The sequence below is a fragment of the Ketogulonicigenium vulgare WSH-001 genome (genome assembly GCF_000223375.1).
Lineage (GTDB): Bacteria > Pseudomonadota > Alphaproteobacteria > Rhodobacterales > Rhodobacteraceae > Ketogulonicigenium > Ketogulonicigenium vulgare.
In genome coordinates this window covers 1,186,602-1,209,841 of sequence record NC_017384.1, presented here as the reverse complement: position 1 = coordinate 1,209,841, position 23,240 = coordinate 1,186,602, and the positions used below count along the sequence as shown (strand labels likewise).

Genomic DNA, 23,240 nt, shown 5'->3' with positions numbered 1-23,240 from the left:
TCAGCCGTCCTCCAGATGCAGCAATAGTCCAACCCCCAGAGCAATTGCAGCCAAAGGCGTCACCCAAGCGGCCAGCAGTGGCGTCAACTGGCCGTTCTCACCCAGGATCTGCGCGAGATTGCGAATGAAATACAGCGAAAAGCTGATCAGAACAGCAAAAAGCACCATCATGCCGGTACGTCCGCCGCGCTGGTGGCGCAGCGTAAAGACGGCGGCGATCAGCATCATCGCAACCAGAAAGGCGGGCAGTGCAAGCTCTGATTGCAAATGCACGATCTGCCGCTGAGCGGTGAAGCCCGCATCCTCCATCCGTTTGATAAAGGCGGGCAGCTCCCATACCGAAATGCTGGCGGGGTTGCCGAAACTGTTGCGGATTTCATCCGGGCTGAGGTTCGAGGGCACCGCAAGGGTCGCGTGGATGGTGGCGCTGGCTTCGGGGTTTTGGCCGGTGTTCAGGGGCCAGACCTTTGCATTTTGCATCTGCCAGTGATCGCCAGAAAGGGTGGCCGCAGCCGCATCAATGCGCCGCGCCGGAATGCCGTCGTTGGTATAAGAGAGCATTGTGACGCCGCGCAGCGTTGTGCCATCAGGGTCCGAGGCGGCGGCACGGATCACGCTTTGGCCATCCTCATCGCCTTGGCGCAGCCAGATCGCATCGCCACCAATCTGCAAAATGCGGCTGCTGCCGGTAATCGTCGCGATGCGATTGTCATATTCGCGACTGGTCGAGGCGACGATCGGGTTGAACGCCATCACGGCCAGCAGACCCATCAGCATGACGATCAGCACGGGCGCGATCAACGCGATCAGAGCCGAGCGTCCCGCCGCCCGGGTTACCACCATTTCGGACGACCGCGCCAACCCCAAAAACAGTACCAGCGCCGAGATGATGACGATCAGCGGCAGCACTTGATACAGCGTTGCCGGTACATTCAGCAAGGTCAGTGCAAGGATGCCGGGGAAATCGCTTTGACCGCCAAAGCGGCGCAATTGCTCGATCAATTCGATCATCACCAGCATCAGGAAAAAGCCAGCGGCGGTCCCTAAGAAAGCCTTGAAATAGCGCAGGGCAAAATAGCGGTGCAGGATCATGCCGGTCGTCCCCGCCAAAAGGTCAGCAGCGCGCTGATGCGCCGTGACAGCAGGGGTCTTGCGGCCAAAAACAACAGCAGTCCCGTTATACCAAGGCCGAAGACGGCCGGCAGATATAGCGTCCACCATAGGCCAGCATCACGGCGGATCGCGCCTGTCGCTGTCGATTCAATCATTTTCACCAAAATGACCAGTCCCACCGCCGCTGCGATCTGCCGCGAGAGGCCAAAACGACTAAATCCGCCGATCAACAGTGTTGCAAAGCCCAAAAGCGGCCCGATCAGGCCCAGCAAAGGCTCGCTCAGACGATCATGGATTTCGGTGCGGATGTTATCGGCGCCAAACAGCAGGGTCATCTCGTCCCGTGCCAGCAGCAATTGCAGCGTTGTCGCATTGCGCAGGCTGAGGGCCGCCGGATCAACACTGGGCAGGATCGAGCTGAGATCATAGGCGAAATCCGAAAAGGTGGTGAAGCTCATCCGTTCGGTTTGATGCGACAGGTTCTGTATGCTGCCATCCACCATCACCAGTTGCGGCGCGCGTTCGGTGCGCACGATATAGGCGCGGGACGCGGTATAAATCGTATCGGCAAGGCTGGCGCGGCTATCTGACAGGAAGACATCCTGCAGCTCGCCCTCGGGCGTGATGCTGCGGATATATAAAGTTACACCCGCGATCGGGGTCATGAACTCGCCCGCGCGCAGGATACGGGCGGTGGCGGTCTGGGTCACTTCGGCCTGGCGGATATTCAGGCGCTGGTTCGAGAGTGGCACCAGCACATGCGCCAGTATCTGGACCATGACGACCGCGATCAAGCCAAAGACCATAACGGCCCGCATCACGCGCGCGGGTGAAAATCCGGTCGATTGCACCACGACCAATTCTGATTCGCCGCTGAGGCGATTTGCGACGTAAACGCTTGCGACAAAGGCAGAAAGGGGCAGCACCAATTTGATGATCGCAGGCAGCGACAGTGCGGTGAATTCCACGAATACCCACATGCCCTGACCGTCCGAGATCAACTGGTCAAACAGCGCGACCGCGCGATTGACCCAATAGACCATGATCAGCACCAACGAGAAAAAGCCGAACAGCGTCATTAGCTGCGACAGAAGATATCTGTCGAAACGTCCCAATGGCCTTCTCCTGTTCGCAATCCTTGAAGCAGAGATAGCGGATCGGCGGGGGCGATTGAACTGATATCTGGTTTTTATCGGCCCAAGGCGATACCTCTGTGGCGATAAGATGCTGCCGAGCGAAGGAAAGGCCCCAGATGACCACGCCATTGCCGATCGACTTTCGTGATTCGTCCAATATCGAATTGGCCAATCTGGGCCAGAATCTGGCGCTGATTGTCGATCCGGCGGGCAAGTTGGACCAGCAGTTGCGCAAGCTGGATGTGGCGATGCGCAAATCGCTGACCCGGCTGTTGGAAAGCGAAGCCTGGCTGTCGGCGCGGCCGGGCGGCGTTTTGACGCTGGGCTTTCCTGTCGGGATCACCGCGACGCAGCTTTTGGTTGTCAGCCTGCCGACCCGTCCCAGCGTGGACGAGGCGCGTGCCGCTGGGGCCGCTTTGGCCGCCCATGCCGGCCCCGGCGGTCTGTCGATCTTTGCCGGTCATCATACCCGCGTCGAGGAAGTCGCCCATGCGCTGGCGCTGCGTTCCTATGCGTTCAGCGATCACAAATCCAAAACGCCCGCGCCGCGCGGCCAGGTCGTGTTCTATCTGCGCCACCCCGAGGTTGTCGCCCGCGCCGCCGCGCCCCTTGCCGCGCTGGCAGAGGGCGTGTTCTTTACCCGCGATCTGGTGAACGAGCCTGCAAACATCCTGACCACCACCGAATTCGCCAAGCGGATCGCCGATATGGCCGATATCGGCCTGAAGATCGAAATTCTGGACGAGGACGCGCTGCGCGATCTTGGCATGAACCTGTTGCTGGCCGTTGGACAGGGCAGCACCAGCCCGACCAAAGTCGCCATCATGCATTGGGAGGGCGCCACCGATACCGAGCAGCCGCCCCTTGCGCTGATTGGCAAGGGGGTCATTTTCGACACCGGCGGCATCAGCCTGAAGAATCCCGGCGGGATGGAGCGGATGACCATGGATATGGGCGGCGCAGGCCTTGTCTGCGGCGTCATGCGCACGCTGGCCCTGCGCCGCGCGCGCGCGAATGTGGTGGGGGTCGTCGGCCTTGTGGAAAACATGCCCGCCGGCAACGCCTATCGTCCTGGCGATGTATTCGCCTCGATGAAGGGGGATACGGTCGAGATCATCTCGACCGATGCCGAGGGGCGCCTGCTGCTGGCCGATGTGATGTGGTATGCGCAAAAACGGTTCAAGCCGACCCATATGATCGATTTTGCGACCCTGACCGGCAATATCATCGCCGCTTTGGGCAGCGAATATGCGGGGCTGTTCAGCAATGACGAGACGCTGACCGCTTGGATGACCGCCGCAGGGCGCGCCGAATCCGAAGGGATCTGGCCGATGCCGATGAGCCCCGCTTTTGATGAATCGCTCAAATCGCTGGTGGCGGATGTAAAGAACAAAGGCGCCGTTGAAGGCGGTGCCATTATCGCCGCACGCTTCTTGTCACGCTTTGTTGCCGATGGGACAGCTTGGGCGCATGTTGATATTGCGGGCGTCACATCGCTAAAGGGGCAGTCGCGCCTTGCGCCTGCAGGCGCGACGGGCTGGGGCGTTGGCCTGATCAATCGCCTGATCCACGACCATTTCGAGACGCATTAACTTGGCCGAAATCCAGTTCTTTCAATTGTTTGACGGGCCTGTGGCGGCAACGCTGCCAGTGCTGCTGAACCGGTCGCTGGAACGCGGCTGGCGGGTGATCCTGCGCGGCACCGATCCCGCGCGGATGGCAGCGCTGGATGTGGATCTGTGGCGGCGCGATGATGACGGCTTTCTGCCGCACGGTCTTGCAGGCGGGCCGCATGATGCGCTGCAGCCGGTGCTGCTGACCACAGGCGACGGCCTGCCGGACGGCGACTGTCTGATCTGCGTCGATATGGCGACGGCCACCCCGGCTGAATGTGCCAGCCTTGAACGCGTTGTGCTGATTTTCGACGGCCACGACCCTCAGGCGCTGGACCATGCGCGCGGCGAATGGAAAGCGCTGACGGGGCAGGGCGTCCCCGCCAGCTATTTCGCCCAAGAGGACGGCCGCTGGGTGAAAAAGGCCGAGCGCGCCTAGACCAGCCCTTTGCCCTTCAGCAGGCGGGTCAGAGTGCGCTCCATCACCTCGACCATGATCATGGTCTGATGCTCGACCTCGATATTCAGGTGATCGCCGGGCCGGTAGGCGGCAAAGGTGGTCGAGCGGATGGTTTCGGGGATGAGATAAACGGTAAAGATCGTATCCTCGCCATCCTCGATCTGATCCGCAACGGTCAGGCTGCAGCCGTTGATCGCCAAAAACCCGCGCACAAAGATATACTTGGCCCATTCGGGTCCAACGCGGAAACTGATGCGGGCTTTGGGGCCCTCCAGTTCGATCTCGACAATCTCGGCAGTGGTTGAGACGTGACCCGAAACCACATGCCCGCCATTTTCGTCATTAGGCTTCATCGAGCGTTCGACATTCAGCGCAATGCCCGCGTCGATCTTGGTCAGATTCGTCCGCTCGAGCGTGGTCAGCATCGCATCGAATGTGGCGAAATCTGCACCGATACTGGTGACCGACAGGCAGACACCTTCGATCGCCACGCTCGCACCGATTTTCAGCTCGTCCATCATCGCCGGGGTCATCCCCAGCGCGAATGTCAGAACCTCGTTGCCGCGCGTCGCGCGCAAAACGGGGGCGGTATTTTGGACAATGCCGGTAAACATTAAAATGCCCCCGGACGTTTGGACGTATTCAACATGGCACGCTCCTTCATCGGCGTTAAAGCGCGCTCCGAGGGGAATAGGCCATGGCACGCCAGCAGGCGCGTTGCAGCCGTCTTCTTTCATCCGGACTATGACCGTCGGTTCTGGCATCTGACCAGATCTGCTGACCTTGCTTGCGCAAGCGCTCGCGGACTTATGCGGGGTTTCCGCCGCATCTACCGCCGGTGAGGAGTCGCACCTCGCCCCGAAGACACGGTCACCATACATCCTGCGCTTGCGGCGTCAATTGGTGCGGCGGCACCGGCGCCTGCGGCAGATATGACGAAACGGCAACGCCCCGTGCTTGATTTAGCGGCGGGACTGCGTGACGACAGGCTTTCGCTGCGCTGCGCGATCATCGACAGTTGAACGATAGACGCGTTTGATCCGAGGTGACGTCATGACCGCCCTTTTGCCCCATGGGCCCGCCTTTATCCGCGCGCAGAGGGATTCCTTTGAATTTCCATATCTTTTGGCAAACCACGCCCCGATGGTGCTCGAGGCGATGCGCCAGATGGGGGCATCAAATGCGCGGATTGCCGATTGGTATGCGGCCTATGTCGCCAGTAAAAACGTGCCCCCGCAGGCCCCGCCGCAAGGCACGCTAAACGCCGACACCTGGCGCGGTGCGCTGGGCGATCGCGCGCGCGAGGCGGACCTGCGCGATTTTTTTCACCGCCGAGGCCGCGCGTCTTGGGCCGGACGGCGCGATCCGCCTGTACCTGCCCGAAATGGCGCAGGGCATGGCAGGCAGTGCGATTCACCCGCTGATGCGCATGGCTTACGGCGTCATTGGCGGCAATACGGCAGAGATAGGCCACGCGCTGGGCTATTGGGCCGCGACCTATCTGCACGTGCCGCTGGATCACAGCGCGACCGCCCGTACGCATGATCCGCTGGATGTGATCACGGGTGTATACACGCTGCCCGGCGCGGATAGCTATCAGGTCGAGGTTGACCTGCTGTGGCACAATATCCGCGCGGTTTGCGGCTTGCCGGGCTTTGCTAGCCTCGCTGGCAGCCTTGATATGGTGCCCGATACGCCGCGACAAATGGCGGCTGCGGCCCTTGCGCTTTATGCGCAGACGATGGATTTTTCAGCGCTGCACGCGGTCACCGGCCTCCACTGGTTGCGCACGATCGCGCCGCATCTGGATGATCCGATGCCACTCTATCCGGTGCTTTGGGCGATCATCGCATCGCTGATCCCCAAAATCGGCTTTCCGACCTTGCCGACAGCCGAGGCGTTAGAGGTGATGCGCCAGACCCCCGCGCCTGACTGGCCCGCGATTTTCGCAGCCGCTTGCGCTTCGGATGACGAGCATGACATCAGCCTGACCTTTTCAGCCTATCAGGAACAGCAGATCTGGGGCGATCCGCTGTATCAGGTGGTCGCAGCCCGTCGCGTGGGGTTGATCACATGAGCGACCTGTTCATCCATAATCTGCGCCTGCCAGCGGCCAGCGCCATTTTGATCACGGGCGGCAAAATCGCCGCGATGGGCGCGGATGTCACCGCGCCCGAGGGCACGCCCCGCTTTGACGCGGGCGGGCGCCTTGCACTGCCCGCGCTGGTCGATGCGCATATTCATTTGGATAAGACACTGATCGGGCTGCCGTTTATCCCGCATATCCCCGGCAGCAGCGTGGCCGAGCGCATCGCGGCCGAGCGACACCTGCGCCGCACGATTGATCTGCCGGTGCGTGTCCGGGGCGGGAAATTGCTGGAACGGCTTGCCAGTCTTGGCACCGTTGCCGTGCGTAGCCATATCGACATTGATACCGAAGCGGGCCTTGCCAATGTCGAACAGGTGCTGGCCTTGCGCGAAAGCCACGGTCATTTGGTCGACATCCAGACTGTTGCCTTTCCGCAGTCGGGCATCCTGCGCGATCCGGGCACGGCGGCACTGATGGATGCGGCGATTGCGGCAGGTGTCGATCTGGTCGGCGGCCTTGATCCTGCGGGTATTGATGGCGACGTTGCTGGCCATTTGGACGTGGTTTTTGGTATCGCCGAAAAATACGGTATCGGCGTCGATATTCACCTGCATGATGCGGCAGAACTGGGCGCATTCGAACTAGAGCAGATCGCTTTGCGCACCCTCGCGCTGGGTCTGCAAGGCCGCGTGAACGTCAGTCATGCCTTTAGCCTTGGCGCGCTGGAGCCTGCGCGGTTTGCACAGCTCGCCGATGTACTGGCGCGCGCAGAGGTGTCGATCATGACCTCGGCCCCTGGCCCGGTGCCGATGCCGCCGATCAAAGCGTTGCGTGCCGCCGGTGTGCGGGTTTTTGCGGCGAATGATAATATCCGCGACGCGTGGTCGCCCTTCGGCAATGGCGATCTGGTCGAGCGGGCAGGCATTCTTTGCGACCGTCAGGATATGCGCGCGGATGATGATCTGGCGCTGGCCTATGATCTGGTGAGCGCGGTGCCTGCGGCGGTCATGGGGCGAGGGGATGCTGCGCTTGCTGTTGGAAACGCGGGAAATATCGTGCTGACGCGCGCGGCATCTGTGGCCGAGGCGGTGGCAGATCGCGCGCCTGCGCGGGTCGTGATCAAAGCCGGGCGGGTGATTGCGATAGACGGCGAATTACAGGGCTGATCCGCAACGTCGGGCTTGCGCTGAGGGTGGGTAAAATCATACAAAAACGAACGTGTTCGCACGTCGTTTTGCCGCACCCAGCAGTAAAGGCCGCGCCGTATGATGCCCGATGATTGGCAAGCAAACCCTCAGCGTCAAAAACTGCCCGGACAGGCCCGGCTTGCCGCGATTCTGGAACGGCTCTATGCGGGCGGTTCGGTCTCGGTCGTGGATTTGGCCAAGGAATTCAACGTCTCGGACATGACCGTGCGCCGCGATCTGGCCGAGCTTGAGGCGGATGGCTATCTGGAGCGTGTGCACGGCGGCGCCGTGCCGAGCGCCCGCGCGCCATCCTCGCTTCTTGACGATATCGAGCCTGAATATGAGGCCCGTTTTGCCCGCAATCGCAGCGCGAAAGAGCTGATCGCGCAAGAGGCCGCGCGCATTTTGACACAATACCGCACGATTGCGCTGGATGTGGGGACCTCGGTCTATCTGGTGGCGCAGATGATGGACAAATCGCCGCGCAAACGGATGTTCACCAATTCGCTGCGCGTCGCGCAGCTGTTGTCACAGGCGCAGGCCGAGGTCTATTTGCCCGGCGGCCTTGTCCGTAATGATGAAATGTCGGTCACTGGCCCGACCGCCGTTGCGCAGTTTTCGCAGTTGTTTTTTGACGTCGCGGTGCTGGGCATTTCCGGTGTCACAACCGAAGGCCTGTTCGATTATTCGATTGAGGACAGCGAGTTAAAGCGTGTCTATGTGACGCAATCCGCCGTGCGGATCGTGCTGTGCGATGCGTCGAAATTCCAGCGCATGTCGCTGACGCGGATTTGCGATCTGAGCGATATCACCATTCTCATCACCGATGCCGCGCCGCCTGCCGATCTGGCCGAGGCGCTGGCGGATGCCGGCGTTGATGTGCGGATCGTCGGGCAGGCGGATTGATCACACCCGCCCGCGCGGGTCATGCGCGCCGGTGACCGCCGCCTCGATCCGGATCATACCGGCCTGACCTGCCAATTGACTAAGCGCCGGGATCGGGCTGATCTGATGCCCCAGTGCGGCCAGCGCATCCTCTTGCCCTGTCGGCTCGAGTTTCAGCGTATCGCGCCCGTCTGAGAATGTCCGACCCAGCAGAAAACGCGGCACCGATAGCGCGGCCGCGGGGGGCAGGCCTTGGTCAATGGCGGCCTGCAGGATCACTGCGAGCGTTTGCGGTTGCCCGTCCGCCCCTTGGGTGCCGTAAAGCAGCCACGGCTTGCCGTCCCGTGTCGCGATGCCGGGGTTCAGCGTGTGGAAGGGGCGGCGGCGCGGAGCAAGGCGGTTGGGGCCAGCGTTCAAACTGAATCCCGCGCCGCGATTGTGCCAGATCATCCCCGTTTGCGGCAAAACGCAGCCGCTGCCCCAATCGAAATAGGTGCTTTGCAGCGCGGATACGCAACCGCCCTGCGCGTCGCGCGCGGCGAAATAGACAGTATCGGCGCTGTTCCATTCATGCGGCCAAGGCATGGCGCGCACAGGGTCGATGTTGGCGGCAAGGCGCGTCAGATGGGCCTCCGACAGCCAATCCGCCACCTGCGCCTGATCATCCAGCGCGGGGCGATCAAGAAAGGCGCATTTTACCGCTTCGACCATCAGGTGATAGGTTGCTGGGGTCTTCAGGCGCTCCAAGATCCCCATAATTTGCAGCGTCGTCACGCCCTGTGTCGGCGGCGGCGGCGCATAAAGCTGGGCGCCGCGATAGGGCAGTGATAGCGGTGCCTCGACCGCCGCGCGGGTGGTGGCAAGGTCGTCGGCGGTGGCGGCGACGCCCAGGCTTTGCAGATCATCCAGAATGCGGCGTGACAGGGGGCCAGTGTGAAAGCTGGACAGGCCATGGTCGATCAGCGCTTGCAGACTGGTGGCCAGATCGGGCTGCAGCAGCAGATCGCCCGCTTTTGCCCCGGCATAGGGCGTAAAGCCGGGCCAGTCCTGCATCTCATCCGCACGCATCCCGCGCCAGAAATCCTGCGAGGGCGTCACCCGAATGCCATCGCGCGCCGCTTGCTGCGCCGGGCCAAGCAGCATCCCAAGGTCGGGCGTCACGCCAAAGATTTGCAAAGCAGCATCCCAGGTCGCGGTGGCCGCCGCGGTGGTCAGGATCGACTGCGGCCCGCGTGTCGAGATCTGTGTGACGCCAGACGTGAAATCAAAGGCTTGCCCGATGCCGTTGATCGCCTGCACATGGCCCGCGCCGTCCGACACCAGCCAAACCGCATCGCCGCCAATGCCGCAAAAATGGGGCATGGCGACGGACAGATAGGCCCCGATCGCAACCGCAGCCTCGGCGGCAGATGCACCGCGTTCCAGTAGATCATTGCCGATCGCCGTGGCAATCGGGTGGGGGCTGACGGCACAGGTCTGCATCAAAAGCCTCGGGTCAGGGGGGGCTGCGGCGCCCATAGGCGGATGCGCCCGCCTTTGACGATGCCCATAACGGGCCTGTTCGCGCGAATGGTGTCGGACCGGCTTTGTGCCGCGATCAGGATGAAATCGGCAGGCGCGCCCACCGCAAGACTGACCGGGCCGCCCCGCACGATATGGGCGGGGTTCTCGCAGATCATCTGGAACACATGCTCCATCTGCGCATCCGAGGAAAGCTGGTCGAGATTGGCGTAATAGCCACCCATGCGGATCAGACTGGCATCACCAAAGGGCGTAAAGGGATTTTGGACATTATTGCTGGCCAGCGCGACCATGACGCCTTCGCTGGCAATATCGGCCGCGGGTGCGATGCCGCGCGGGCGCAGCGGGTCCGTGCGATCACCGTTCAAAAAGCTGTCCGTGCTGGGCAGAACCACCAGCGCAATGCCCGCTTCAACCATCGCCTGCGCCAGTTCCGCGCGGCGCGTTGGCGTGAACGCGGCAAATTTGGTCGCATGGCCGACTGTCACCCGTCCGCGCCAGTCACGGGCCGTGGTCTGGGCGATGATCTCGGGCAGGATGGTGCCTGCGGGATCTAGGTTGAAGTCGATGTGAAAATCGACGTCTGCATTAAATTCCGCCGCAAGATCAAAGATCAAGCTGACATGCGCCACGGGGTCCGGGTCGGTGTAGGGGCAGCCGCCAACGACATCGCCGCCCAAGGCCATCGCCTCGCGCATCAATGTATAGGTCTCCATTTCCTGCGTCAGCCCGTCTTGGGCAAAGACGCAAAGCTGCAGGTCGATCATATCGGCCCAGTCTGATTGCAGGCGTTTGAGGGCGTGAAAGCTGCGCAGACCGGCGCGCGGGTCAACCTCGACAAAACTGCGCATACTTTGGGTGCCGGCGCGCACGGCCATCTCCAGCACTTTTTCGGCACGGGCGTAGACGTCATCCTCGGTAAAGGCGGATTTGGCGGCGGCGGTCAGGCGCACGGCCTCGGGCAGGTTGCCTTCGCAAATCACGCAGCGGTCGAGGATCAGGGCCTTGTCCAGATGCACATGCGCATCGACAAAGCCGGGTGTATACATCGCCCCGGCGGCGTCATAGCGCTCGGTGTCCGCAGGCATCGCGCTATCTGTGCCAATGGCCGCGATCACGCCATTTTCGATATGCAAAGAAAAGGGCAGATCGCCATTTTGGATATTGTCGATCACAAAGGACATCAGACCCCCCTCAGGTTGCGATAAAGCGCGCGAAATGCGGCATATCCTTGATCATAGACCGCTTTATTATCTGCGCGCGGCGTAATCAGCGGTTGGGCGGTGGTGAAGGTGGAGATCCCCGCCCAATCTGCCGCGCCAGTGCCGACCGCCGCGACCCAAGCAGCCCCAAGGCAGGTGCCGGGATGGCCCGTCAGGCGTTGCAGCGGCTGTTGCAGCACATCCGCCGTGATCTGCATCCAGATATCGCTGTTTGCACCGCCATCCGACACAAAGAACCGCTGCGGACGGTATCCGATATCGGTAAAAGTCTCGATATGGTGGCGGATCGCATAGGCATAGGATTCCAGCAGCGCGCGCCAGATATGGCCAAGGTCATGCGACAGCGTCAGCCCAACCAGCGCGCCAGTTGCATCTGGATCATGCAGCGGCGTCTTTTCCCCCAGCAGATAGGGCAGGAATGTCAGTCCCATCGCACCCGCTGGCCGCTCCGCCGCCATCCTGTCCAAGGCTTTATGGCGTGATCCATCCACCGGCGCGACGCCGCCCGCAAAGGTGTTGACGAACCAGTTCAACACCGAGCCGCCCGTCGACATGCAGCCGTTCGGCATCCACAGGCCGGGCACAAGGTGATAATCCAGAAACAGCCGCGCATCGGGCAGGGCCTGATCGGTTGCGGTTAGAATATCGACAGCGCCCCCGAATTTCAGCAGCACATCGCCATCGGCCACCACCCCGGCCCCAAGGGCAGAGGCGATCATATCCGCCGCGCCGCCCATCACCGGCGTGCCCGCGACAAGCCCGGTCGCGGCGGCGGCCTCTGGCGTGACATGGCCAATAATCTCGGTCGCCGCGACAAGACGTGGCAGCAGGCGCGCGGGCAGGCCGGTCATTTCCGCCTGCGCGGGGTCGATCTGATCGGTGGCGACATTGATGACGCCCGCCTCGAGCGCCCAATTCTGTTCTATGACGCGCTGACCGGTCAGGCAGAAGTTGATGTAATCATACGATCCCATCACGGTGGTCGCGCGGGCGATGACATCGGGTTCATGTTTGGTCAGCCAGCGGATCTTGGCGCCGACCAACTGCTGGTTCACGCCATTGCCCGCGGCTCGCAAAAACGCGGTCTCATCAATTGCGGCGCGCATCTCATCGACCTCTGCGCCGCAGCGGCCATCGCTTTGCTGGATCGCGCGGCGAAGGACGGTGCCATCACTGTCCAGCAGAATCGTCGCAGGTAACATGCCACCTGTGCCAATGCCTGCAATCTCCTCGGCCCGGCAGCCGCTCTCGGCCAGCAGGCGCGGGATCAGCGCGCAGGTGTTGCGCCACCATTGCTGCGGGTCTTCCTCGGCCCAGCCGGGATGATCGGTGTAAAGCGTCACGGGCAGCGCCGCGCTGGCCAGCACATGACCCTGCGTATCGATCAAAATCCCGATGGTCGATGTCGTCCCAATATCGAGACCCAGAAAGACAGGCATGGCGGCTCGTGGTTCAGTTTGTTCATATTGAAGCAAATCAGAACGAGATCATTCGCGCAATAGAACATTTGCAAACATTTTTCTTGAGCTTGCATCCGAAACATGGTTGCAATCGCCTGTAGGTGCAAAGTGGTGAATTGATGAGCGCGCAGGATCTGGCAGAACAACAACATCCGGGATTGGCAGGGAAATCTGCATTCATAACGGGCGCTGCAACGGGAATCGGCTGGGCCATCGCGCGGGCGCTCGCTGCCCAAAATGTGCGCGTTGTGATCGCTGATCTAAACATCGCGGCGGCAGAGCAGGCGGCATCCGCGCTGGGCGCTGGGCACCATGCGGTGCAAATCGATGTACGCGAGAGGAATTCAGTGCAATCCGCATTTGATGCGGCGCTGGCGCTGATGGGCGGCATCGATATTTGTATCGCCAATGCGGGCGTCTCGACCATGCGACCGGCGGTCGATCTGACTGATCGGGATTGGGATTTCAATATGGATGTGAATGCGCGCGGCGTCTTCCTGACCAATCAGATCGCGACCCGGCATTTCATCAGTGAAAACAAAGGCGTGATCGTCAACACCGCCTCGCTTGCGGCAAAGGTCGGTGCGCCGCTGCTGGCGCATTATTCGGCCAGCAAGTTCGCGGTGGTGGGGTGGACGCAGGGCCTCGCGCGCGAGCTTGCGCCCAAGGGCATCCGCGTCAATGCGGTCTGCCCCGGCTTTGTCCGCACCGGTATGCAGGAACGCGAATTGGTTTGGGAGGCCGAGCTGCGCGGTATGAGCACCGCCGAAGTTCAGGCGGATTACATTGCGCAGACCCCTTTAGGCCGGATTGAAACCCCCGAGGATGTCGCCGGTGTGGTGGTTTTCCTTTGTTCGGACGCCGCGCGTTTCATGACCGGCCAGGCGATCAACGTCACCGGCGGCGTCTATATGACTTGATACCCCCGCAATGACAGGGGATTTTTACGGAGAATATGAATGACGAAATTCGCGCAGTTGTTTCCGGGGATCAAACCGGTCATCGCGATGGTGCACCTGAATCCCATGCCCGGAACGCCGCTTTATGATGCGGATGCGGGGATCGAGGGGATTTACCGGGCCGCGCTGCAAGACCTGACGGCGCTGCAGGATGCCGATGTCGATGCGGTGATGTTCGGCAATGAAAACGACCGTCCCTATGAGCTGCAGGTCGATGTTGCAACGACCGCCGCGATGGCTTTTGTCATTGGCCGCCTGCGCGATCAGATTAAAAAACCATTTGGTGTCAACGTGCTGTGGGACCCTGATGCGACGATTGCGCTGGCCGCCGCCACCGGCGCGTCCTTTGTGCGCGAGATTTTCACCGGCACCTATGCCTCGGATATGGGGCCGTGGACGCCCAATGCGGGACGCGCGATGCGCTATGCGCGCCGGTTGGACCGCAAGGATCTGGTGATCCTGAACAATGTTTCCGCCGAATTCGCTCATTCGCTAGACGGGCGTCCGCTGGCCGATCGGGCACGCTCAGCGGTGTTTTCGTCGATCCCTGATGCGGTGCTGGTGTCGGGCGCAATCACGGGCGAGGCGGCAAAGATGCAGGATCTGGAGAGTGTGAAAAAGGCGCTGCCGGACGTGCCGGTGATGGCCAATACCGGCGTAAAACATGCTACCGTCAAAGATGTGCTGGCCATTGCGGATGGCTGTATTGTCGGCTCGTCGCTGAAGGTCGAGGGGCACACCTGGAACGCCGTTGATCCGCAGCGCGCGAAAGATTTTATGGCCATCGTCAAAGCAACGCGCATTTAAGCTGCAAAAAGCATCACTTGCGCAGCCGGGCATTGGATGATGTCCGGCTTTTGTGTTTTTACTGCGCAAAACGCACGCCGTAATGTTCGAATGCGGCGGAATATGTTTGATTTTGGTCTGCAGCGCATTGTGCTTTCATCACTTTATTGCCGCGCCCGCGCGCGCGGGTTAACCTGTTCCCGACGCTTCCGGGCAGATCGCACAGCAGGTGCATAGGCCGGGACGGCATGTTGGACTATTGTCGTCACACCCAAAGGGACCCCAGATGAAACCCGCCCTCTTTTCGCTGCCGCAGACCAGCGTGCTTGCCATCACACTCGCTGGGGCAGGGCTGCTGCCGTTGGCGGCGACGGCCCAAGATATCAGCCCCGACCGCTGCGCCGCGAACCAAGCGCCGGGCGAAGTGATCTTTCTGACATCCTTTGGCTATGCGGCCTCGCATGGTATTCTGGATGTGCTGGCCGCGCAAAAACTGGGCCTGTTCGAGGCGCTGTGCATCGATCTGACGATGCAGCCGGGCGGTGCAAATATCCAACTGATCTCGGCCAATACCGCGCAGTTGGGCGGCGTGGGTGGTGCCTCGGATACGATGTTGGGGATTGATAACGGCGCCGATATCATCGGCATTGCGACCTATGGCAATGTCGGCGCGATCGAGCTGTTGACCATGGCCGACAGCGGCATTGAAAGCCTTGCGGATTTCGCTGGTAAAACAGTTGGTTACAAAGGCGCCATCCCGCCGCAATTCTCGGCCATGTTTCAGGACAATGGCGTGAACCCCGAGGATATCAATTGGGTTTCGGTCGGCTATGATCCGATCATTCTGCCCAATAGTCAGGTGCAGGGTCTTGCCGCCTATAAATCGAACGAGCCCTATGATCTGGCGCGGCAGGGTTTTGCGGTGACCGAATGGAATCCCGATGCCTTTGGCATCCATTCGACCTTTAACACCCAGATCGCGAACGCCACCTTTGCCGCCGCCAACCCGACCGTGATCGAGGATTTCTTGCGCGCCTCATTCAAGGCCTATGAATGGATGCGCGAAGATCAGGCGCATCTTGATCAGGCCCTCGCTTGGGCGGCCGAATTATCGACCGCTGGCTATGACATTGATATGTCGCGTATTCGTTTCAACGCCGAGGCTGCGATCATCGCCGAAAGCCAGCCCGACGGTTGGGGTTTCGGCCAGCAAAGCGTCGCGCAATGGCAGCCCGAGGCGGATATGCTGCAACGCTTTGGCATTGTGCGCGCGGCGCCCGATATCAGCCGCGCCATGACAACCGCCTATATTGATGCGATCTATGATGACGCGGGCGCGCTGATCTGGCCCGCGCCCTAAAGCTGGTCATTGACAGAGGCTGATGGTTAGACGATCTGCCCGTGGTATGGGCAGATCGGCGCCAAGTGTATTTTTTGGAAAGACCCTCACATGCATGACGGCGTCAGCGCTGACAGCGGCCAGAAAATCGCGATCCATAACCTCAGCAAGACCTATACGCGTGGGGATCAGACCGTGCGCGCGTTGTCGGATGTGAATCTGTCGTTCAGCGAGGGGACATTTGTCACCCTGTTCGGGCCATCGGGTTGCGGCAAGACCACGCTTTTGCGCATCCTGGCTGGGCTAGAGACGCATGACAGCGGCGATGTCAGCCTGTTCGGCGAGACGCCGCAGCAGGCGACGCGGGCCAAGAATATTGCCTGGGTGCCGCAAAGCGCGGCGCTGCTGCCATGGCTGTCGATCCGCGCCAATGTGAAATTGTCGCAGATGGTGAACCGTGCGGCAGATCATTTGGCGGGGGTGCGTAAACGTCTGCCCGAGGATGCCGATCAGGTGCTGGCCGATCTTGGCCTTGCCGATTTTGCGGATGCGCGGCCCGCGCAACTGTCGGGCGGAATGCGCCAGCGCGCCGCGATCGCCCGCGGCTTTGTGCAGGGCGCGCCGCTGATGTTGATGGACGAGCCCTTTTCCGCCCTGGACGAGCTGACCCGCGATGCCGTGCGCCTGCGGCTGCTGGATGTCTGGGAAAGAAAGCGTAAAACCGTCATTTTCGTGACACATTCCGCGCTCGAGGCTGTGTTGCTATCGGACAAAGTTGTGGTTATGACCCCGCGTCCGGGGCGTGTTCATGCGGTGGTCGACATTGACCTGCCGCGCCCGCGCGGGCGCGCGGTGCTGGATAGCCCTGAATTCGCCGCCAAGGTGCGCGAAGTGCAGCATATCCTGCGTCAAGGTTGGGAGGCGGATGAATGATCAGCCGCGACGTGATCTACCGCATTATCGCGCCTCTGCTGGTCTTTGGGGCGCTCTATCTGGGGTGGGAGTGGGTGGCGCAGAACCTGCGGTCAATCCTGCCGCCGTTTGGCGATATCACGGCGGAATTCGCCCGCAGGCCCTTGTTCTACGCTGTAAACCTATGGGCGACACTGTCGAATGCTTTGATCGGATTCGCCTTTGGCGCGGGCGCTGCGGTGATATTGTCGGTGCTGATGGTCTATTTTGGCTTTTTGCGGATGGCGATCATTCCGGTGGCGCTGTTGCTGAATGTGACGCCGGTGGTCGCAATTTCGCCTGCCTTGATCGTCGCTTTTGGCTTTAACGCGATCCCGCATATAATCGTCGCTAGCATCGCCGCATTTTTCCCGATGTTGATCAATGCGATGGCGGGCCTGAGCGCGATTGACCGCGAGGCGCATGACCTGTTCCGCGCCCTGTCGGCAAGCCGCACCGAGATTTTCCTGCGCCTGCGCCTGCCCAGCAGCCTTGGCCATCTGTTCGCGGGGGCAAAGCTATCGATCATCTCGGCCATGGTCGGCTCGGTCGTGTCAGAGTTCATGGGCACGTCGAAGGGTCTGGGCGCGACGATTGTGCTGGCGACGAACTTCCTGAACCTGTCGCAGATGTGGGCCGCGATTTTCATCTCGGCGCTGACATCGCTGGTGCTGGTTGGGATCGTCACCTTGATCGAGCGTTTGGTGATCCGCTGGTAGGTCAGGGCGTCAGCAAAAGCTGACCGTTCGCAATCTCGATCCGTTGGAAATGGCGCAGATAGCCCATGCCCAGCAGGGATTGGTTCAACTCACCCTCGTTCACGACAGCCGATTGATTGCGCTGGATAAAATCGCCCAATACCACACGATCTAAACGCACGGGTGCAAGGCGCACGGTGCCATTCGCGGTCTGCGCGCGCCCGGTATAGACGAGGCGGTCAACCTCGATCCCGACACGCTGGGCATCATCGGCGCTGAGAACCATATCGGTCGCGCCAGTGTCGACCACGAATTTCACAGGCGTATCATTGACTTGCAGCACCAGCTGATAATGGCCGCTGTTATCCGCAGGCACGGATATCACACCGCCTTCTAGCTGGGTTTGGCGCGGTATGACTGTGGCGGAAATCACCGGCCAAAGACCGATGACCGCAATCGTGCCCAGAAAGATCAGCCCCCAGATCGCGGCATATTGCGTCAATTGCCCAAGGCGTTGGCGCGATCCCATGAACAGTGATCCGCCGACCGCCAAAACGATCAGCAACAGCGCGCTCAGGCGAACAAGATCATCGCCGGTCATCCTGCCGCTCCGGTCAGGCCGGCGGAAATGATGCCGTCGATGATGAATTGCACCGCGAGCGCTGCCAGAAACATGCCCAAGAGGCGGGTCATCACGCTGAGGCCGGTCGTGCCCAGAAAGCGACCAATGCGCGGCGCCGCAAGGAAGGTCACAAAAACGATGGCGATATTAATCAGCGCAACCGCAACCACCGTCGCAAGGCCAAGCGGGCCGGAGGCGGTTGATGCCAGCAGGATCAGCGTTGTGATCAGCCCCGGCCCGACGATCAGCGGAATGCCAAGCGGAAAGACCGAAGGATCGTGGCCGGGGTCCAGCGCATCCTCGGCACTGGTGCGGCGGCGGGTTTGGCGGCGTTCAAACAGCATGTCCAGCGCGGTGATGAACAACAAGATGCCGCCCGCGATGCGAAACGCCGGGATCGAGATGCCGATAAAGTCCAGCACAGCCTGACCCAGAAACAGAAAGAACATCATCAGCCCTGCGCTGACGATACAGGCGCGGATTGCCACGGTGCGGCGCTGTTTCGGCGTCATGCCATGGGTCAGGGCCAGAAAAAGCGGCACCAATCCGGGCGGATCGATCATCACGAAAATCGTGGTGAAGGCGGTGATCGTGGCGGCTGTTGTTAGCATTATGACCGTCGCGGTTTTACCAAAGCTGGGGCGAGGTTAACCGCAGCTTTGGTAAAATGCACCATGGTGCATGGGGTTAAACGGCGGAAACCTGCAAATCCGTAAAGGCAGGGGCAATGGCGGGGCGCCCGAACAGATAGCCCTGCACCTGGACGCAGCCTTCGGAGGCGACGAATTGCAATTGTTCCTCGGTCTCGACACCTTCGGCGACGACGGGCAGGTTCATCGAATGGCCAAGCCCCACGATCGCCCGCATGATGGCCCGCGACGACGAATCGCTGTCAATCGTGGCGATAAAGCTGCGGTCGATCTTGATCTTGTCAAAGGCATAGCTTTTCAGATTGGACAGGGACGAGAAACCCGTGCCGAAATCATCCATAACAATAGAGACGCCAATTTCGCGCAATTCGTCCAAGGTGCGCACGACATTCTCGCTATCGCGCATGACGACGCTTTCGGTGATCTCCAACTCGAGCCGGTGGGCGGGCAGGCCACTGATCTGCAGCGCGTTGCGCACCGTGTCGACAAGGCTGGGGATCCAGAATTGCACGGCCGAGACATTCACCGCGATGCTCAGCTGGTTCGGCCAGCCCGCAGCCTCAGTGCAGGCCTCGGTCAGGACCCATTCCCCAATCGGGATAATGGCACCGGTTTCTTCGGCCAATGGAATAAAGCGATCGGGTGGCACGGCGCCCAGACGTGGGTGGTCCCAGCGCAGCAGTGCCTCATATCCGGTGGTTTGGCGGGTGCGGGCGTTGACCAGCGGCTGATAGGCCAGCCAGAATTCACCGCGCGCAATCGCATGGCCAAGATCATGTTCCAGCTCGCGACGCTGCTGCTGTTCATTATCCATATCAACATCATACGAGCAGATATTGCCGCGCCCGATAGCTTTTGCGCGATAAAGCGCAAGGTCGGCGGCGTGATGCAGGCTGGACGGATCGGCTGCATCGTCGGGAAAGACGGCTATGCCAATACTGGTGCCGACCGTGCGCAACTTTTTCGCCTCGGTCTGGTCGCGGGCGAACATGGCGATGATCCGTTCCGCCAGCGCGACCGCACCTTGGGGTTGGATCGCCCCGGTTTGGATGATCAGGAATTCATCGCCGCCAAGGCGCGCAACAAGATCGGTGGCCCGCACCGCGGCGCGCAGATAATCTGAGACCTGACACAGCACGCGGTCACCTTCTTGGTGGCCAAAGATGTCGTTCACGGCTTTGAACCGGTCCAGATCCAGCGCCAGCACGGCCACTTGCTCGCCATTCAGCGCCGCAATCTCCATCGCCTGCGCCATCGCCTGCATGGCGGTCGCGCGGTTCGGCAGGCTGGTCAGCGAGTCGTGTTTCGCCAGATGTGTAATGCGGCGCTGGCTTTCCTTGATCCGCGTCAAATCGCGTACAGATATAACCTGACAATCCCGGCCACGATATTCGATCACATGCGCCGCAATTTCGACCGGGCGATTCTCGCCATCGGCCTGTTGCAGCAGCCCCTCGGTCGCCGCTTTTGAAAGAGTTGCCAGCGGCGAGCCATCCTGCACAGACAGCAGGCTTGTCACGTCGCGGCCCATAACAGCCTCGCGCGCGGCGCCGACCAGCAACAAAAAGCGGTCATTGGCGTCGATAATGCGCCCATCGCGCAAGATCGCAATCCCATCCAGCGAGGCATCAGCCAAGCCGCGCAAGTCATTGAGATACCGGTCAATAAACGAGGTTCCCAGCGCGATCAACGCCAGCATGATGGACGCCGATACGGTCATGGCCGCGATCAGCGTGCGGCCGACGCCTTCCTCGACCGCTGGCCGTGCCGGGTCGGGCACCAGTTGGGTCGCGGACATTGCGGTGAAATGCATCGCGCCCACGGCCAGCAGCGACAGGACAATTGCCATGACGACACCGCTGCGGCCAGCTATGCGGTCAAAAGCCGCAAAGGCGAGGATCGCCAGGACGCTAGCAGTCAACTGCCCGCCGATCACAAGGCCCCAGTTATAGTGGATTTGGGCCGCGACCTGCATGGCAGCCATGCCGGTGAAATGCATTCCCGCGATTGCAAAGGCGATCAGCGATCCGGTAACAACCGATTTTCCCGGCATTTTCAGCCAAAAATGCGCCTGTAGCGCGACCCAGAACAGCACAATCGCAACAGCGATCGATAGTAACGTCAATGGGATTTGAAAGGTGACGGTCATCCCGCCATCATAGGCGAGCATGGCCACGAAATGGGTGCCCCAAACGGCGACACCGGCGCTAATCGCGGCAATTGCAATCCATTGGCGCTGGCGCCGCTGGTTGCTTTCCTGTGCGCGGCGCATCAGCAAGAACAGGCTTGCCCCGCCAATCGACCAAATCGACAATGCCAGAGCGACCATTGTCGGATCATGCATTCCGGTGATGCATTCAAGTACGTAGAACATGCTGACGACCGCTATCCAGTGTTGAATGCCTGACTTCACCATGAAGGCGGTTGATTAATTGTTACCAGTTAAAGCAACATTGCGCCGCCGCTCATGCTAGAGCGTAGTTTTGTACAAGAAAAACCATCGAATTTACGAAAAATTATAAACAACTGTGACGTGTAATTTGAATAGCGCAATGAAAATCTGCGCAAAACGACCCGTTTTGCGCAGTAAATGCAAAAGTAACACGCTGTTATCAAGCGCGGCTGCGTGCGGCCTCTAACTTTTCACTGGCGGCCATCCACAAATCTTCGGCGCGGGCCAATGCGTCCATGACTTCGGCGTATTTACGATTCCAAACAGCAAGGTCGCCTTTGCGATCATCTTCGTAAAGTTCGGGGTCAGCCAGCTTTTTGGCCAGCTTGTCGCGCATGTCATTGATCTTGGTCAGACGATCCTCGCATTTGCGCAGCTCGGTTTGCAGACCCGAGATCTCTTCGCGCGTGGCTTTCTTGACCTTGGGGGCCTCGGCCTTGGGTGCGGCAGGCTTTTCGCCCTCCAGCAGCAGGCGACGATAGGCGTCCAGATCCTCGTCATAGGGGCGCACCGCGCCACCTTTGACCAGCCACAACCTATCAGCGACCATCGACAGCAGGTGCATGTCGTGGCTGACCAGAATAACAGCGCCGGAATAGGCGGTCAGCGCCTCGACCAAAGCCTCGCGGCTTTCGATATCAAGGTGGTTGGTCGGCTCATCGAGGATCAGCAGATGCGGCGCGTCAATCGTCGCCAGCAACAGCGACAGACGTGCCTTTTGGCCGCCCGACAGCTTGCCGACCAGCGTTTCGGCCTGATCGGCCATCAGGCCAAAGCCAGCCAAACGCGCGCGCAGACGGGATTGGTGCTCGCCAGGGCGGACGCGCTGCAAGTGTTGGATCGGTGTCTCGTCGATGAACAGCTCATCCACCTGATGCTGCGCAAAGAAACCGATGCGCAGTTTATTCGAGCGGGCGATCTTGCCGCCAATCGCGGGCAGGCGGTCGGACAGCAGTTTCGACAGGGTGGACTTGCCCTCGCCATTGCGGCCCAGCAGCGCGATGCGGTCATCTTGGTCGATGCGCAGGTTCAGGTTGCGCAGCACGATGTGATCGCCATAGCCGACCGAAACGCCCTCGGTCGCGATGATCGGGGGCGACAGCTCCTCGGGTTCGGGAAAGCTGAAGACTGTGGCGGCGGCTTCCTCGGGCGAGCGGATCGTCTCCATCTTCTCCAGCAGCTTGATGCGGCTTTGGGCCTGTTTGGCCTTAGACGCCTTGGCGCGGAAACGGTCGACGAATTTTTGCAAATGGGCGCGGCGGGCGTCCTGCTTTTTGGCGGCGGCTGTTTGCACGGCGCGCTGCTCGGCGCGCTGACGCACGAATTGATCGTAGGGGCCGCTCCAATAGGTCAGCTTGCGCTCGTCCAGATGCAGGATGCCGTTGACCGAGCGGTTCAGCAATTCGCGGTCGTGCGAGACGATCAGCACGGTATGGGGATATTTCACCAGATAGGCTTCGAGCCAGAGCGCCCCCTCGAGGTCGAGGTAGTTGGTCGGCTCATCCAGCAGCAAAAGGTCAGGGGCCGAGAACAGCACCCCCGCCAGCGCGACGCGCATCCGCCAGCCGCCCGAAAACGCCGAGCAGGGCATCCGCTGTTCTTCATCGGTAAAGCCAAGGCCGCGCAGAATGTTGCTGGCCCGCGCCTCGGCCGACCAAGCGTCGATATCGGCAAGACGGGTCTGGATCTCGCCAATGCGGTGCGGATCGGTGGCGGTTTCGGATTCGGCCATCAGATCCGCGCGTTCGGTATCTGCGGCGATCACCGTATCCAGCAAGGATACCTCATTGCCCGGCACTTCTTGGCTGACGCCGCCGATACGGGCGCCTTTGGGGATCTCGATCAAACCGCTATCCAGCGTCAGCTCGCCCTTGATCAGCTTGAACAGCGTGGTTTTGCCCGCGCCGTTGCGTCCGACCAGACCAACTTTATGGCCGGTCGGGATCACTGCGGATGTGCTTTCGAACAGGGGACGCCCTTCGACGAAGTAGGAAATGTCAGAAATCTTCAACATAAGTGCGGCCCCTTTGATACAGCGGCGGGTTTGCATCATGCGCGCTTGCGGGTCAATTGCCGCAAGTGGCTTTTCAGCCGAT

Annotated in this window: 20 protein-coding genes, 1 pseudogene and 1 riboswitch; of the genes and pseudogenes, 11 read left to right on the top strand and 10 right to left on the bottom strand. The window is 60.8% G+C overall.

Features of this window, described 5'->3' with window-relative positions; genetic code table 11:
- Together lptG and lptF are read right to left on the bottom strand one after the other, a co-directional pair.
- Positions 1-1,092: an LPS export ABC transporter permease LptG gene (gene lptG, locus KVU_RS06010; protein WP_014537773.1), complete on the bottom strand. Its 1,092-nt coding sequence runs from the start codon at positions 1,090-1,092 to the stop codon at positions 1-3.
- Positions 1,089-2,228: an LPS export ABC transporter permease LptF gene (gene lptF, locus KVU_RS06005; protein WP_013384452.1), complete on the bottom strand. Its 1,140-nt coding sequence runs from the start codon at positions 2,226-2,228 to the stop codon at positions 1,089-1,091. The genes lptG and lptF overlap by 4 nt, the downstream gene beginning before the upstream one ends.
- Before the next feature lie 137 nt (positions 2,229-2,365).
- Between lptF and KVU_RS06000 the strand changes: the two genes are divergently transcribed.
- Positions 2,366-3,841 (top strand): leucyl aminopeptidase, encoded by a 1,476-nt coding sequence (locus tag KVU_RS06000; RefSeq protein WP_013384451.1) that lies wholly within the window; start codon positions 2,366-2,368, stop codon positions 3,839-3,841.
- 1 nt (position 3,842) lies between these two features.
- Entirely contained in the window at positions 3,843-4,301 is a 459-nt protein-coding gene (locus KVU_RS05995; protein WP_013384450.1) for a DNA polymerase III subunit chi, read from the top strand.
- Here KVU_RS05995 and KVU_RS05990 read toward each other — a convergent pair.
- Entirely contained in the window at positions 4,298-4,936 is a 639-nt protein-coding gene (locus KVU_RS05990; RefSeq protein ID WP_013384449.1) for a riboflavin synthase, read from the bottom strand. The two genes, KVU_RS05995 and KVU_RS05990, sit on opposite strands and share 4 nt — an antisense overlap.
- A 107-nt stretch (positions 4,937-5,043) precedes the next feature.
- Positions 5,044-5,192: riboswitch (FMN riboswitch) on the bottom strand.
- Positions 5,193-5,375: 183 nt separating this feature from the next.
- On the opposite strand from KVU_RS05990, the pseudogene KVU_RS16390 reads away from it, so the two are divergent.
- The 4 genes and pseudogenes from KVU_RS16390 to KVU_RS05975 all read left to right on the top strand — a co-directional run.
- Positions 5,376-5,597, top strand: a pseudogene (locus KVU_RS16390) (questin oxidase family protein); the annotation flags it as partial.
- A gap of 4 nt (positions 5,598-5,601) precedes the next feature.
- Positions 5,602-6,399 (top strand): questin oxidase family protein, encoded by a 798-nt coding sequence (locus tag KVU_RS05985; protein ID WP_254660354.1) that lies wholly within the window; start codon positions 5,602-5,604, stop codon positions 6,397-6,399.
- Positions 6,396-7,577 carry an amidohydrolase gene (locus KVU_RS05980; protein ID WP_013384447.1) on the top strand — a complete coding sequence of 394 codons (1,182 nt, stop codon included), beginning with the start codon at positions 6,396-6,398 and terminating at the stop codon, positions 7,575-7,577. The genes KVU_RS05985 and KVU_RS05980 overlap by 4 nt, the downstream gene beginning before the upstream one ends.
- A gap of 99 nt (positions 7,578-7,676) precedes the next feature.
- Complete coding sequence (locus KVU_RS05975; RefSeq protein WP_013384446.1) at positions 7,677-8,504, top strand: DeoR/GlpR family DNA-binding transcription regulator; 828 nt, start codon at positions 7,677-7,679, stop codon at positions 8,502-8,504.
- Here KVU_RS05975 and KVU_RS05970 read toward each other — a convergent pair whose 3' ends face one another.
- From KVU_RS05970 to KVU_RS05960, 3 genes are read right to left on the bottom strand one after another with little or no spacing between them, the layout of a single operon-like run.
- Entirely contained in the window at positions 8,505-9,965 is a 1,461-nt protein-coding gene (locus tag KVU_RS05970; RefSeq protein WP_013384445.1) for a gamma-glutamyltransferase family protein, read from the bottom strand. It lies immediately after the preceding gene.
- A complete protein-coding gene (locus tag KVU_RS05965) occupies positions 9,965-11,188 on the bottom strand; it encodes an amidohydrolase family protein (RefSeq protein WP_013384444.1) in 1,224 nt (407 codons plus the stop codon). Before KVU_RS05965 ends, KVU_RS05970 begins: the two co-directional genes overlap by 1 nt.
- Positions 11,188-12,666 carry an FGGY-family carbohydrate kinase gene (locus tag KVU_RS05960; protein ID WP_014537771.1) on the bottom strand — a complete coding sequence of 493 codons (1,479 nt, stop codon included), beginning with the start codon at positions 12,664-12,666 and terminating at the stop codon, positions 11,188-11,190. Before KVU_RS05960 ends, KVU_RS05965 begins: the two co-directional genes overlap by 1 nt.
- A 140-nt stretch (positions 12,667-12,806) precedes the next feature.
- Between KVU_RS05960 and KVU_RS05955 the strand changes: the two genes are divergently transcribed.
- The 5 genes from KVU_RS05955 (at position 12,807) to KVU_RS05935 (ending at position 17,441) form a co-directional block, all read left to right on the top strand.
- Positions 12,807-13,607, top strand: a complete 801-nt coding sequence (locus KVU_RS05955; protein WP_013384442.1) for an SDR family NAD(P)-dependent oxidoreductase — start codon at positions 12,807-12,809, stop codon at positions 13,605-13,607.
- Positions 13,608-13,646: 39 nt separating this feature from the next.
- Positions 13,647-14,453 carry a BtpA/SgcQ family protein gene (locus tag KVU_RS05950; protein WP_013384441.1) on the top strand — a complete coding sequence of 269 codons (807 nt, stop codon included), beginning with the start codon at positions 13,647-13,649 and terminating at the stop codon, positions 14,451-14,453.
- Between the two features lie 265 nt (positions 14,454-14,718).
- Complete coding sequence (locus KVU_RS05945) at positions 14,719-15,792, top strand: ABC transporter substrate-binding protein (protein ID WP_014537770.1); 1,074 nt, start codon at positions 14,719-14,721, stop codon at positions 15,790-15,792.
- A gap of 90 nt (positions 15,793-15,882) precedes the next feature.
- Complete coding sequence (locus tag KVU_RS05940; protein ID WP_013384438.1) at positions 15,883-16,704, top strand: ABC transporter ATP-binding protein; 822 nt, start codon at positions 15,883-15,885, stop codon at positions 16,702-16,704.
- A complete protein-coding gene (locus KVU_RS05935) occupies positions 16,701-17,441 on the top strand; it encodes an ABC transporter permease (RefSeq protein WP_013384437.1) in 741 nt (246 codons plus the stop codon). Before KVU_RS05940 ends, KVU_RS05935 begins: the two co-directional genes overlap by 4 nt.
- Before the next feature lies 1 nt (position 17,442).
- On the opposite strand, the gene KVU_RS05930 is transcribed toward KVU_RS05935, so the two are convergent.
- The 4 genes from KVU_RS05930 to KVU_RS05915 form a co-directional block, all read right to left on the bottom strand.
- Complete coding sequence (locus KVU_RS05930) at positions 17,443-18,021, bottom strand: retropepsin-like aspartic protease family protein (RefSeq protein ID WP_013384436.1); 579 nt, start codon at positions 18,019-18,021, stop codon at positions 17,443-17,445.
- Positions 18,018-18,653 (bottom strand): MarC family protein, encoded by a 636-nt coding sequence (locus KVU_RS05925; RefSeq protein WP_013384435.1) that lies wholly within the window; start codon positions 18,651-18,653, stop codon positions 18,018-18,020. The genes KVU_RS05930 and KVU_RS05925 overlap by 4 nt, the downstream gene beginning before the upstream one ends.
- A gap of 76 nt (positions 18,654-18,729) precedes the next feature.
- The gene (locus KVU_RS05920; protein ID WP_014537769.1) at positions 18,730-21,066 is read right to left on the bottom strand and encodes a bifunctional diguanylate cyclase/phosphodiesterase; all 2,337 of its coding nucleotides are present in this window, start codon (positions 21,064-21,066) and stop codon (positions 18,730-18,732) included.
- Positions 21,067-21,304: 238 nt separating this feature from the next.
- Positions 21,305-23,158, bottom strand: coding sequence for an ABC-F family ATP-binding cassette domain-containing protein (locus KVU_RS05915; RefSeq protein ID WP_193365310.1), 1,854 nt, complete (start codon positions 23,156-23,158; stop codon positions 21,305-21,307).
- Between the last annotated feature and the right edge of the window lie 82 nt (positions 23,159-23,240).